The following is an 11891-nucleotide window of genomic DNA, read 5'->3' as shown; positions in this document are numbered from 1 at the left end:
ATAGACCTTTTATTATTAATGTTCACGTGTTGAGAAGAAACGTATATCAGGATATTTTTCCTGAGTTAAGTTTAAATTTACCATATTTGGAGCTATATAAGTAAGATTTTCAGCTCCATCTAAGGCTAAATTCCCCTCACATTTACGTTTAAACTCTTCAAGTTTTTTGGCATCGTCACAATCTACCCAACGAGCAGTAACTACGTTTACTGGTTCATAAATTGCTTCAACATTGTATTCATTTTTTAGACGATTTACCACCACATCAAATTGGAGGACTCCAATTGCTCCTACGATTAAATCATTGTTAATAAGTGGACGGAATACTTGCACCGAACCTTCTTCTGATAATTGAATTAAACCTTTTAACAATTGCTTCATTTTGAGAGGGTCTTTTAAGCGAATACGTTTAAATAATTCTGGAGCAAAGTTAGGAATACCGGTAAATTTTACAGGCTCTTTAAAAGTAGAGAAGGCATCACCAATTTGAATCGTTCCATGGTTGTGAATCCCAATAATGTCTCCCGCATAAGCTTCTTCAGCATTAGTACGGTCTCCTGCCAAGAAGGTTAAGGCATCGTTAATAGTAATGTCTTTACCAATACGGTGTTGAGTTACTTTCATGCCTCGAGTATATTTACCCGAAACTATACGCATAAAAGCCACACGGTCACGGTGTTTAGGATCCATGTTTGCTTGGATTTTAAAGATAAAACCAGAAAACTCAGGGTCGGTAGCTTTTACTTCACCCTCTAGGGTTTGACGAGGTTGAGGAGCTGGAGCATAGGTAGTAAGGTAATCAAGCATATGATCTACCCCGAAGTTACCTAAAGCCGTACCAAAGAATACTGGAGTTAATTTCCCCTCTAAAAATTCTTGAGGATCAAACTCATTACTTGCCCCTTGTACTAATTCGAGTTCGTCTTTGAGCTGTTGATGGAAATCTTCACCAATAGTTTGGATTAGTTCAGGGTTATCAATCCCATCAATACGCACCACGTCTTGAATTTTGCTTCCTTGTCCTGACTTATACATAATTGCATAGTCACCAGCAAGATTATATACCCCTTTAAAGAATTTACCCGAACCTATAGGCCAAGTAATTGGAGCACATTTAATTTTTAGAATATCTTCTACTTCATCAAGGAGTTCTAAAGGATCACGAATATCACGATCAAGCTTATTCATAAAAGTTAAAATTGGGGTGCTACGTAAGCGAGTAACTTCCATGAGTTTGATTGTACGTTCCTCTACCCCTTTAGTGGCATCGATTACCATTAGAGCTGAGTCTACGGCAGTTAGGGTACGATAGGTATCTTCCGAGAAGTCTTCATGTCCTGGAGTATCTAAAAGATTTACCATGCAATTGTTATAAGGAAATTGCATTGCCGAAGTGGTTACCGAAATTCCACGTTGCTTTTCGATTTCCATCCAGTCAGATTTAGCTTTTGCTTGGTTACCTTTTCCTTTTACTGCTCCCGCAGTTTGAATTACTTGCCCGACAAGTAAAAGTTTTTCGGTAATAGTAGTTTTACCGGCATCAGGGTGAGAAATAATCGCAAAGGTACGACGATTTTCAATTTGCTCTAAAGTTTGGTTTGCCATAATTTTGTTAAACTTGGAAAAAGCTCCTAAACCCGAGTTTAAGAGCTAGTTTTTTTAGGTATAGAAAAATTTACCTCAGGATTCTGATCTTGAAAACTAGGTAAGATTAAAGGATTTAAATTAGGAAGAGACGAAAGAATAATCCGTGCTTGCGGATTGGCTAAGGTCTCTTGAATATAATTCGAATAGGTTTGCACTAAACCATTACCACTGTTCACTGAAATACTAATTAAAGCATTATTTACCGCCGCTCCTGAAAAGGCTTGCACTAAATTTAAGCCGAGGATATTATGAGATTGTAAGAGACCTATATTTGTTTGAGCTATAGATACGGCTACGGCATTAAAGGCTTTAGCAGCTTGCTCATAATTCTCTAAAGCGGTTAATTGTAAAAAGAGATTAACTGCTTGGCAAGTATTGGTTTGAATTCGCTCTAATTTATTTAATTCGTCAGTATAGTATTGGTTGAGTTCTCCAACGCCACGTTCGACAAAAGCTAAATCTAGCTCAAAGTTTCCGACTTGGCATTGACTATTAAATTGTTGTAAGTATTCCGGAAAGTTAGCTGTCGCAAAATTAATACTTACTCGATCTTGATCCATAAGACGAGTCCAATCAAAGGTAGTATTATTTTGTAAATAGCGGTACTCTGCCATAATATAGTCAAAGTACATATTTATCGCACGAAAGATCTCAAGGCGTTCTCTAGGTGAAGCCTCAAGAATTTTATTAGCATAAATATTTAGCATACTTCCGACAAAGCGTACGCCAAGAATGGTGTAGTTTGAAAGATAAGAAGCTCTACGTAAGGAATAGAGAAAATTATCTTCACCCGCATGAGTTTGTTCTTGCGTTAAGAGGGGATTGCTAGAATTATCAGGATCATCAAAAAGCGAATGAATTGGGTCTGCAATAATATTTGCAGGTAATCTAGGAGGAATCCCATATCTCTGATAGGCAGCCATACGCAGTAAAGATTCAATAATTACTTTATTAAAGTTAAAGTCACTACTAAAATAGTCGTTACCTTGGTAAAAACTATGAGCAATCTTTACACTTGGATAAAGCGGATCATTGAAATTTAAATTTTCTGTATAGATGTTCTCGGTATTTTCTTGTGTAGTGGTAGGGCTTTTATCACATCCTACTAAAGTAAGAGCTAGGCACGCACAGGCGAATACTTGATAAAAAGCTCTTTTAATAAACATTATAAAGTAAAATAAATTCGGGTTTTCTCTGTATTATAACAAAAACTTATTCCCTAACGGTGGAAAAGCTATAGTCATAATGAAAAGTTTGTCCGGTAATCGGACGCAGAATTAAAGGTTTTGTTTCTTGCTTTGCAACAAGATAAAAATAGTTTTCTTGTTGAATAAGATTTACTAGTACTTGGATTTGTTGATTGTTACTACTACGCGTTTGATCTAACCAAGTGTAAAGTTGTAAGTCGTAATCAGAACTCGTAATATCTATATATAAAGGTTGCTTTGAATCTTGCTGAATCTGTTGGGCAAGAGTGATAGCTTGAGCTTCTAAAGCTTGCCAAGCAGGTTCTAAGCTTAAATGATAAAAAATAGCAATTAAACTCCCTAAGCGATTTAAGGCAAATTGATAATCAAAAGGAGAGTTTACAAATTGACACTGAGGACAAATTTGTTGAAGCTTTGCTAAAGTCAAAGGTGCAAAAACTGGATCACGAGGGTTAATCTCCAAATGTCCTTGTTGTGTCCAAGTATAGAGAGCTGCCAAATAGTGGCTAAAGTTAACCGTTTGGTTATTAATATTATACCCGTTTTGCGTTAAAAGCTCCAATTGTTCTGGCTTGTTTACCGCTAGGAGTTGATTGTACTCTTTGATCGCATAAAACTGGGTTGCCATTAATTGCATAATACGCAAAATTTCGCGATTAATCCTTTCTTGCTTTTGTCCCTCGCTTAAAGTTTCAGGCTGATTGTTTTCAGGATCATCAAAGTCATAACCTATAATGCGGTAGACTAGATTATTAGCTTCACGAAAGAGTAAGGCTACTGGGTATTCGTAACTATTAACAGATAAGCCAAGAAAGTTGAAATTAGTTAACTCTTGAGGCGGTAGATAATAACCATAGTAACGGAAAAAGATCTCTTTGCTTTCTTGACGCTCTTGTTGCATCTGTTGGCTCAGTACAGGATTGCTTGAGTATTGATAATAAAAATTTACACTCGCATTTTGAAAGTCATTGACTAAAGCAAGAAATACCGGAGAGTATAAGTCAAAATTATCATTAAAAAACGGATTACGCTGAGGATATTTAATGCGAGGCAACACTTGCTCAGGATCTTGAGGATTTACCTTAACTAAAACTCCCGAGTCAACATAAGTTGGCTTATAACTATTGAGATAAGCTATAGGATCAAAGCCTTGTAGAGGTTGAATGTATTGACATTGACTATTGTCTGCATTCTCAGGATTATTACAAAAGTCTGCACTCAGCAAGTCAGTATTTAAAGCATCGGTCGAGCTATGCTCTTGATTATTGCTCTGAGGTTGATCACAAGCGACTAGGGTTAAACTACTTAATACCCCGCAAGCTAGAGCTAGAAATGGAGTAAATTTCATATAATTTCTAGGAAAAGATGTTAATAGTAAGTTATCTTTGCCTTGTCTAGAGTTTTTAGGAGACAAGAGCCTTATTATTTTACCACTTTATCCATAAAAAAACCCGTAAATTATAAAAAATTTACGGGTTTCTAGGTTTATTTTTAGTACGAATTTAAAGCACGATAAATAGCACGATTTTCAAGTGCATAGTCATCGAAGTTTTTCATTAAGCGGTAACCACGTGGGTTATCATACTTAAATTTAGCTTGTGCTGGTTCTTGTAAATGATCGCTATCAATTGATTTGTGGGTTAAAGGTAAATTGTAAGCGGCATTTTGACGTTTAAATTCTTGATATACGTATTCGCTGTATTCGTTAAAGAGTTTTAAGTAAGTTTGAAACTCAGGAACATCGTAAAGACGAATATATTGTTTTGCTAGAGTACAAAGATTATCATAATCACGTGCTAAAGAGTTTACACGACGATTTTCTTTGCTCGTTAAGCTTGAACCTACATCTTGAGTTACAGCACTGTTATTAACTTTTAATTGTCCTGCATTACATGCTGCGACTAAGCTTTGTAAGTAGTCTTTAAAAGTAACTTGAGCTGGGTTAAATGGTAAATCTACAGTTGTTAGTTTATCAGCATAAACTTTTGAAATTACATAGAAGGTAACAAAAGCTTCTTCAAAGTGTTCAGCTTTATCTTCTACTGAATGGAAATCATCATCGTTTGCAAGATCAAATAAAGCATAAGTAACTTGATCATAAGCGGCAATACCTGGTAAAGGTAAACGATAAGACTGACCTAAAATGTAATTTGCTACTGCTTGGTTAGCATCGTAGTTACCAATAAAATTATTCTTACTATAATCTGTAGCTGCAAAAGCACTTGCAGTAATTCCCGCTAAAGCTAAAGTAGCCATTACTTTAGTAAATTTAAACATAAATAAATCTCCAATATGAATTTAACAGATATGATGAAAACGCTTCATTATATACTGGTACTTAAATTTTTAAACGCTGTTATTATACCGAAAAATTTAAAAAGCTGTTCAGGTTTTTATGGTTAAAAATCAAGATTTTATAAAAATAGAATAAAGAAAAGCTCTAGAGGGTAAACTCTAGAGCTTAAAGATTAATCTTTTAAGTGTTCAAAGTTTCTTTGATCTGAATCATCATCCCAATCACGAGGTTTACCCGCTGGTTCACGATTCATAATACGTTCAACTTGCCACTTATCGATAGTTTCGTATTCAATTAAAGCATCTTTCATAGCTTCAAGAATATCACGGTTTTGTTGTAATACTAAACGTGCTTTATCATAGTTACGTTTAATAATATCAAGTACCGCTTGGTCAATACGTTCTGCAAAAGCATCAGAAGCTTGAGGACGACCATATGGATCATTTTGATCTGGAGCATAGTTAATTGGACCTAGATCATCATCAAAACCATAAGTGGTTACCATCGCACGTGCCATGCGACTTGCGTATTGAATATCAGATGAAGCACCTGTTGATACGTAATCCTTACCAAAGATAATTTCTTCAGCTAAACGACCACCATAAGTCATTTGTAGTTTAGCTTCATAAATTGAAAAACTTTGATAAACTTGATCTTCGGTAGGGAGGAAATGAGTTACCCCTAACGCACGACCACGAGGAATAATTGTTACCTTGTGTACTGGATCATTACCTTCAACTAAGTAACCTACAATTGCGTGACCAGCTTCATGGTAAGCAGTACGTAATCTATCAGTTTCTTTCATGGTTAATGAAGGTCTTTCCGTACCAAGAGTAATCTTATCTTGCGCTAACTCAAAGTATTTCATGGTAATTTCTTTATTACCTTGACGAGCTGACATTAAAGCCGCTTCGTTAATTAAGTTAGCTAACTCTGCTCCAGAAAAGCCTGGAGTACCACGAGCTACAGTTTTTAAGTTTACATCACGAGCTAGACGTACACGTTTAGCGTGAACTTGTAAAATTTGTAAACGTCCTTTTAAGTCTGGAAGATCTAGAGTTACTTGACGGTCAAAACGTCCTGGACGAACTAAAGCGTTATCAAGAACATCAGCACGGTTAGTAGCAGCAATTACAATAATGCTGGTTTTTTCATCAAAACCATCCATTTCTACGAGTAATTGGTTTAAGGTTTGTTCACGTTCATCGTGACCACCACCAAAACCTGCTCCACGTTTACGACCTACAGCATCGATTTCATCGATAAAGATAATTGCTTTACCGAATTTTTTTGCTTGAGCAAAGATTGCACGTACACGTTGTGCCCCTACCCCTGCAAACATTTCTACGAAATCAGAACCGGCAATGGTAATAAAAGGTACACCTGCTTCACCAGCAACTGCTCTTGCTAATAAAGTTTTACCTGTACCTGGAGGACCTACCATGAGTACACCCTTAGGAATACGAGCTCCGATATCGGTGAATTTTTGTGGATCACGTAAGAAATCTACAATTTCAGAAACTTCACGTTTTGCTTCTTCACAACCTGCTACATCTGACAGGCGAGTTTTAATGTCTTTAGCTTCATAGACACGACCAACTTGCTTATCATTACCCATAGCACTTGCCATACCTCCGGTCATACGACGCATGAACCATAGGTATAAACCTAGAAAGAGAAGAAGTGGAATCATATTGATTAAGATTTCCACAAGAGCACTAGGACGTTCTGGTAATTTACCGATTACGGTGATGTCTTTACTAATTAGTTGATCTAATAGTTTGTCATCACGCATAGGTAAAATGGTGTTATAAGTATCACCAGATTTTAAAGTAACTTTAATCTGCCCTGTTTGATTAATCTGTACTTGACTAATCTTATTTTGGTCAATTTCTTGAACGAATGTTGAATAAGGTTGAGTATTTCTATCGCTATTACTATCAGAAAGAAAGCTAAATAAGCTAATAGCAGCGAGAAAAACCAACAATACTAAAAAAGCGTTCTTTTTAAGAAAAGGTTTCACTAATACTCCTCGAGCTTAATCTTGCTAAGATTAAGGATTCAATTTTTCAAAAGATAAAAGTATGATCAGAAAATAAGTTGAGAAAACTATTGCTTATTTTATCATTTAGCAGTAGTGAAAAGAATAAAATTTTAGCAACCGTAAGAGAAAAAAGATTTAGAGTAAGCTAAATCTTTCTTATAAATCCGCAACTTGTTTTAAATCAGTAACTATATCTTTAAAAAAGTATGGTTAATAATTAATTTTTTACTATTCTATGATATAGTTTTTTTTTATTTTTTCAAGCTTTTTTGATCTTTCTATAGAGTAAAGGCAATTGCAAGTTGTAAAAGGATTTATAATAGAAAAAGAATTAAAGCGAAATCAAAAAGAGAAAAAATTAAAGGTAAATTAAGAAGGGAAAAAATTTAGAAATTTGTACTTTGCTCGTGAGATGAGATAAAGTTTATTTAAAGAGAGATAAATATTTCTCAATGAAGGTAAGTGAAAATAAAAAATATCTCCGAAAAATGAACAAAAAAGAATCTTTTTTCTTTAAGGTAATTGCAAAGAGAAAAGTTTTATACTATAATTGACCCTGTCATAAAGATATTATGAAGAGCACCCATAGCTCAGCTGGATAGAGCATTCGCCTTCTAAGCGAACGGTCACAGGTTCGAATCCTGTTGGGTGCGCCATTCTTTAAGCGCTTTGAAGCGCCTTTTTTTGTATTTATTTTTTGCACTTGTAGCTCAGGGGATAGAGCAGTTGCATCCGAGGCAATTGGTCGCAGGTTCGATTCCTGTCAAGTGCGCCAAGATAATAAAAAGCACTCCTTAGAAAGATCTTCTAGGGAGTGCTTTTCTTTTATCTGTGCTTTGTAAGCTTTAGGATATTTATCTTAAATGAACTCTGAATTATTTATAGAGTTTTGCTTGTTCAGAAAAGGCAGCAAATAATTCTTTGATACGAGCGTTAATATTTAATCCTGAGTTAAAGTAATCAATCACTTCTTTAGCATAAGATTGATCAAAGTTTTTTACAAAACTTCCAGGGTTTACGCCATTTTCTACAAGGAATGAATAGATTACCGAGATTACGCAAATAGCAACAAAAGCTAAAATTACTCCTCCTAAAAGCGAAAGGAAAGGATTATTTAATACCGTAAGTCCTGCAAAGAGAGCAGTTAAAGCTTTAGTTGCTAAACTTAAGAAAATATAAGAAACAATAAAGACAATAGCAAACGCTAGCAGAGGATATTGGTGAGTATAAGGTACTTTGTTTAAAAGAGGAGAGAAGTCTCCGGTAAAGTTTAGAGCGACAAAGATAGCTCCACCTAAAGCTATTAAGGTAAAGATCGAGCCTAAAAAGCCTCTAAGAAAACCTTTAACAAAAAATACAAGGACAATAATGCCCAAAAACAAATCTGCAATTGAAAACATAAATAATTCCTAATTAAAGAGATTATAAAGGAAAACAGAACTAGACTATAGTTATAGCTATTCTAGATAAAGTGTCTCAACTCCTGTAAAGTATATTATAAAAAAGTAAATAATAATACTTAAACATAAAGGTTCGAGTAATCCGGCTAGGGTTCTCAGCACATAAGGGATTACTGCACTAAAGCTAATTTCTTTTTTATCATTTTTGACAAGTAAATTATGAATTAGTTTTAAAGTAGTAAGCAGACTAAAATAAACGATACTTGGAGCGTAAGGAGCTAAAAACCAAAAGTAACCTATAGGTTCTGCATAATGTTCTTGATATACACTATAGTAGTATATAATGCCAAAAATACCACCACAGAGGCTAAGACAACAAATAAAAGTAAGCCAAAAGGCAAGGATTCTATAGGTTCCTAAGGTAAGAACATAGAAAAATCGACAAGCTACTATGGCAAGGATAAGCATGCCAATACTATTATTATTGGTAATTATTTCAAGGAGTGAAACATGCAGACCAAGAACAAATCCTTGCGGAACATGCATATAAGCAAGGAAGATGTATAGAGTGATAATAGCTTCACTTACACTATAAAAAATTATACTTTTACGACTAAATAAAAGTTGTTTGTGCTTTTGTGCATAGTCTATAACTCTATTACTTTTAGTAAAAAAGAGATAAAGAATATTTAACCCTGCAAAAGCTAGCATAATTAGTAGAGTATGATTGTAAGCTCCTTGGCTTAAAGAAAAAATATGCGAAGCCCCTAAGTAGATTATAAAGCTAATTATGGCTGCTAAAGAAAACATTTGTCGATCAAAAGAAAATTTCTTTTGCGATAAATTAAGCCGTAAACGTAGCAACCATAGAATTACAAATAAAGCTGTAGCTAAAGGATTAGAGGCTAGATTCTCTAGAGTTTGCATATAATGTAATCTAAAATAAAAGGCGACTAAAAATTAGCCGCTAAAAATATGATTTTAAAAGATTTAAATCTGCATAAGAATTAACAAAAATTCCTACCAGCATTAAAGAAGCTATAAGTTCTGCGATTGCGGTTGCTCCGTGCAAGAGCATAGCAAAACGTGCTTCTGAAAGATGAGTACGAGCAAAGAAATTATAAAAGTTTTCTTCGGTAGCTATATATCTAAAAATATAAGATAAAGTATAAACATAGATAAAAACATTGGTCGCAAAGTATTCTCTATGTCCAACTAAAGAGAAGAGAAAAATTGCGGTAATGGTTGCTAACCAGAAAACAAAAGTGCGGTAATTTCCTAAGAGTAAATTATAGCAAAAGCGTAAGCAGATAAGAGTAATGATAAGGTATTGCCAACAAACACTTGTTCCACCTTGTACCTTAGCTGAAGAGGCTACGAGCCAAGAAGTAAAGTTAGAAAAGTCGGATAAGGTCAGGTAGGCGAGAAATGCGGCAATAACTTCGGTAACGATTAAAATCTCACGACCATAGTATCCGGCAGCTCGGCTATAATTAGGAAATTTACGTCTGACAAAGTTATGTAAGCTTTGGCTACAAATAAAACGATAAATCGCTAAGCCCAAAAGGAAAAAGCACACGCTAATAAATAGAGGCTTATAAGCGTTTAATTGTAAAAAGCTTGAGTAATAAAAATTAGGAGAAAGAGCAGAAGAGATTAACTCTAAGATAATAATGGTCACACTAAAAGCAAAAGGTGCAAAGTGAGGATCTCGAAAATTATACACTGCCCTAAATAGCACAAAAATGGCAATAATTAAAAAATTAGGCGTCGTAAAGATCATATCTCAAATCATGAGTTAGAGTTAATAGAAAGTCCGGTGATTGCTCACCGGACATATTTTTTTGCTCAGGAAAGCAAGAATTTAGAAAGCTGCGTTATTTGGCGTACGTGGGAATGGAATTGCTTCACGTACGTTTTGCACTCCAGTTACATAGCTAACTAGACGCTCAAAACCAAGACCAAAACCTGAGTGAGGTACAGAACCATAACGACGTAAGTCTAGATACCAGCTATAGTCTTCCAGTTTCATGCCTAAGTCAAGAATACGCTGCTCTAAAACTTCTAAACGTTCTTCACGTTGTGAACCACCGATGATTTCACCAATTCCTGGTGCTAATACATCCATAGCTGCTACAGTTTTACCATCATCATTTAGACGCATATAGAAAGCTTTAATTTCTTTCGGGTAATTTTTAACGATTACCGGAGATTTAAAGTGTTCTTCTGCAAGGTAACGCTCATGTTCTGATGACATGTCTACGCCCCAATACACTGGGAATTCAAATTTCTTACCACAGGTTTCTAGGATTTTGATTGCATCTGTATAGTCGATTTGGACGAACTCTGAGTTAATAAGGTTTTCTAAACGCTCAATCACTCCAGGTTGTACATGTTTGTTGAAGAACTCTAGGTCATCACGATTTTTTTCAAGTACACGCTTGAAGCAGTGACGTAACATATCTTCAGCTAATTTAGCATTATCTTCTAAATCATAGAAAGCAACTTCAGGTTCTACCATCCAGAACTCTGCTAAGTGACGAGTAGTGTTTGAGTTTTCAGCACGGAAAGTTGGACCAAAAGTATAGATTTTACTTAAAGCTGAAGCATAGGTTTCACCGTTTAATTGACCTGATACGGTTAAGAAAGCTTCTTTACCAAAGAAATCTTGTTTGAAATCTACTTCACCTTTTTCAGTTAAAGGTAGATTTAATAAATCTAAAGTTGAAACTCTAAATAACTCCCCTGCGCCTTCAGTATCTGAAGCCGTAATTAAAGGGGTAGCACACCAGTAGAAACCACGATCATTAAAGAACTCGTGAATAGCATAAGATAGGGTATTACGTACACGAGCTACAGCTCCAATTAGGTTAGTACGTGGACGTAAGTGAGCAATTTCACGTAAGTATTCTACCGATAGACGTTTATTTGACATAGGGTATTGATCAGGATTTTCGACCCAACCAACTACTTCTACTTTAGTAGCTTTAATTTCTACCGCTTGTCCTGCACCTGCTGATTCTACAATTTCACCAGTTACAATTACTGAGCAACCTGTAGTTAAGTTTAATACTTCAGATTCATAATTTTCTAAGGTATTAGCGACAACTGCTTGTACTGGATTAAAGCCAGAACCATCATAGATTGCTAAGAATGAAAAACCTGCTTTTGAGTCACGACGTGTACGCACCCAACCACGTACGGTTACTAACTCACCTACTTTGATCTCACCATTGAGAACCTGCTGGGTAGAAGCTATAGTAGCTGTCATTTAGGATACTCCTAAGGATATAAAT

General features: G+C 35.3%; 9 protein-coding genes and 2 tRNA genes. 2 read left to right on the top strand and 9 right to left on the bottom strand.

Going from position 1 to position 11891, the window contains the following annotated elements; all coding sequences use genetic code 11:
* Positions 1–15 precede the first annotated feature (15 nt).
* The 5 genes from prfC to ftsH form a co-directional block, all read right to left on the bottom strand.
* A complete protein-coding gene (prfC, locus tag CKF59_RS04955; protein WP_119534862.1) occupies positions 16–1605 on the bottom strand; it encodes a peptide chain release factor 3 in 1590 nt (529 codons plus the stop codon).
* A 38-nt stretch (positions 1606–1643) separates the two neighbouring features.
* Positions 1644–2813, bottom strand: a complete 1170-nt coding sequence (locus tag CKF59_RS04950; RefSeq protein WP_119534861.1) for a hypothetical protein — start codon at positions 2811–2813, stop codon at positions 1644–1646.
* 46 nt (positions 2814–2859) lie between these two features.
* The gene (locus CKF59_RS04945; protein WP_119534860.1) at positions 2860–4203 is read right to left on the bottom strand and encodes a hypothetical protein; all 1344 of its coding nucleotides are present in this window, start codon (positions 4201–4203) and stop codon (positions 2860–2862) included.
* A 143-nt stretch (positions 4204–4346) separates the two neighbouring features.
* Positions 4347–5132 (bottom strand): hypothetical protein, encoded by a 786-nt coding sequence (locus CKF59_RS04940; RefSeq protein WP_119534859.1) that lies wholly within the window; start codon positions 5130–5132, stop codon positions 4347–4349.
* Between the two features lie 191 nt (positions 5133–5323).
* Complete coding sequence (gene ftsH, locus CKF59_RS04935; protein WP_119534858.1) at positions 5324–7174, bottom strand: ATP-dependent zinc metalloprotease FtsH; 1851 nt, start codon at positions 7172–7174, stop codon at positions 5324–5326.
* Positions 7175–7774: 600 nt separating this feature from the next.
* Here ftsH and CKF59_RS04930 point away from each other — a divergent pair.
* A tRNA-Arg gene (locus CKF59_RS04930) sits at positions 7775–7851 on the top strand.
* 43 nt (positions 7852–7894) lie between these two features.
* Positions 7895–7970 (top strand) — tRNA-Arg (locus tag CKF59_RS04925).
* A gap of 100 nt (positions 7971–8070) precedes the next feature.
* On the opposite strand, the gene CKF59_RS04920 is transcribed toward CKF59_RS04925, so the two are convergent.
* The 4 genes from CKF59_RS04920 to asnS all read right to left on the bottom strand — a co-directional run bounded on the left by CKF59_RS04920 (position 8071) and on the right by asnS (position 11866).
* Positions 8071–8595 carry a CvpA family protein gene (locus CKF59_RS04920; protein ID WP_119534857.1) on the bottom strand — a complete coding sequence of 175 codons (525 nt, stop codon included), beginning with the start codon at positions 8593–8595 and terminating at the stop codon, positions 8071–8073.
* A gap of 57 nt (positions 8596–8652) precedes the next feature.
* Positions 8653–9522 carry a hypothetical protein gene (locus CKF59_RS04915; RefSeq protein WP_119534856.1) on the bottom strand — a complete coding sequence of 290 codons (870 nt, stop codon included), beginning with the start codon at positions 9520–9522 and terminating at the stop codon, positions 8653–8655.
* Between the two features lie 40 nt (positions 9523–9562).
* Complete coding sequence (locus CKF59_RS04910) at positions 9563–10321, bottom strand: hypothetical protein (protein ID WP_147397123.1); 759 nt, start codon at positions 10319–10321, stop codon at positions 9563–9565.
* Positions 10322–10459: 138 nt separating this feature from the next.
* A complete protein-coding gene (asnS, locus tag CKF59_RS04905) occupies positions 10460–11866 on the bottom strand; it encodes an asparagine--tRNA ligase (RefSeq protein WP_119534854.1) in 1407 nt (468 codons plus the stop codon).
* Between the last annotated feature and the right edge of the window lie 25 nt (positions 11867–11891).

The sequence above is a fragment of the Psittacicella gerlachiana genome (assembly GCF_003585965.1).
Classification (GTDB): Bacteria; Pseudomonadota; Gammaproteobacteria; order Enterobacterales; family Psittacicellaceae; genus Psittacicella; species Psittacicella gerlachiana.
This window is presented reverse-complemented; position numbering and strand designations above follow the sequence as displayed.